Source organism: Corynebacterium sp. UMB6689, assembly GCF_030215295.1.
Lineage (GTDB): Bacteria > Actinomycetota > Actinomycetes > Mycobacteriales > Mycobacteriaceae > Corynebacterium > Corynebacterium aurimucosum.
Genome location: NZ_JASOLS010000204.1, coordinates 1 through 260 on the forward strand (window position 1 = coordinate 1; position 260 = coordinate 260).

The following is a 260-nucleotide window of genomic DNA, read 5'->3' on the forward strand; positions in this document are numbered from 1 at the left end:
CTCCACCTCAACAGTGGTGCCCTCAACAACATCGCCACCCTTATTCGGGATAACAACAGTCTTATCAGCCGGAGTAGAAGCATCATCCCAAGCCGGCTTACCAGCATCAGTCCGACCCTTACCACCCTCAGTTACCTTAACCGGAACCTCAACAGCATCAGTAGACCCATCCGGATAAGTCACCACAACCGGAACCTTATAATCACCAGGAACTACATCCTTACCAGGAGCAACAGTAATAGACCCATCCGGGTTGACCT

1 protein-coding gene is annotated in these 260 nt (G+C 51.2%); it reads right to left on the reverse strand.

Translation table 11 applies throughout. The features are described 5' to 3' along the window. Positions 1-260: Rib/alpha-like domain-containing protein (locus QP363_RS13215; protein ID WP_284764825.1), on the reverse strand; the 260-nt coding region annotated here is incomplete at both ends.